This is a genomic window from Oleiphilus sp. HI0080 (assembly GCF_001635135.1).
The window spans coordinates 1-492 of the sequence record NZ_LWFU01001200.1; the positions used below are offsets into that span (position 1 = coordinate 1).

Consider the following 492-nt stretch of genomic DNA (forward strand, 5'->3'; position numbering starts at 1 on the left):
ACCAGACAAACAAAAAGAACTGCGTGAAGCGTCTGTGCAGCTCGACGCAAAAATGCGCGAGATTCGTGGTTCAGGAAAGGTTTTCGGAAGTGAGCGCATTGCCGTTATGGCGGCGCTCAATCTAACATACGAGCTGATGCAGAGCTCGATGAGCTCTAGTGGAGAGGAGCAGAAGCTGAGCAAGCTTGAAGCGCAAATGGATCAGATACTTGCAGCGAAAGAATCCCGGTAACACAAAAAACATTGTCTGGGCTAGCCATCCTGCATTATGTTTTTTTTAGTAACGCGGACTGTAAACTTGGCTAGGAAAAATTATACTAGGACCGTGACCTGGAATGTTCGCCAGCCAGATAAGTCCTCGAGCCGATACTTTTTTATAGGCAAGTATTTCACGTGTTGTGTGCATGTCCCCTTCGGCGGGAAAGCCTAATATACGTCAGGTATTCGCCACCTTGAACCTTTCGGTTCAAGGTGGCGAATACCTGACGTATA

1 protein-coding gene and 1 other RNA gene are annotated in these 492 nt (G+C 47.6%); both read left to right on the forward strand.

Annotated features, from left to right (window positions below):
* On the forward strand, nucleotides 1-232 hold a 232-nt coding region (locus tag A3751_RS21110), incomplete at its 5' end, for a cell division protein ZapA (RefSeq protein WP_068458794.1).
* Nucleotides 233-324: 92 nt separating this feature from the next.
* Nucleotides 325-492, forward strand: a non-coding RNA gene (ssrS, locus tag A3751_RS21115) — 6S RNA; the annotation flags it as partial.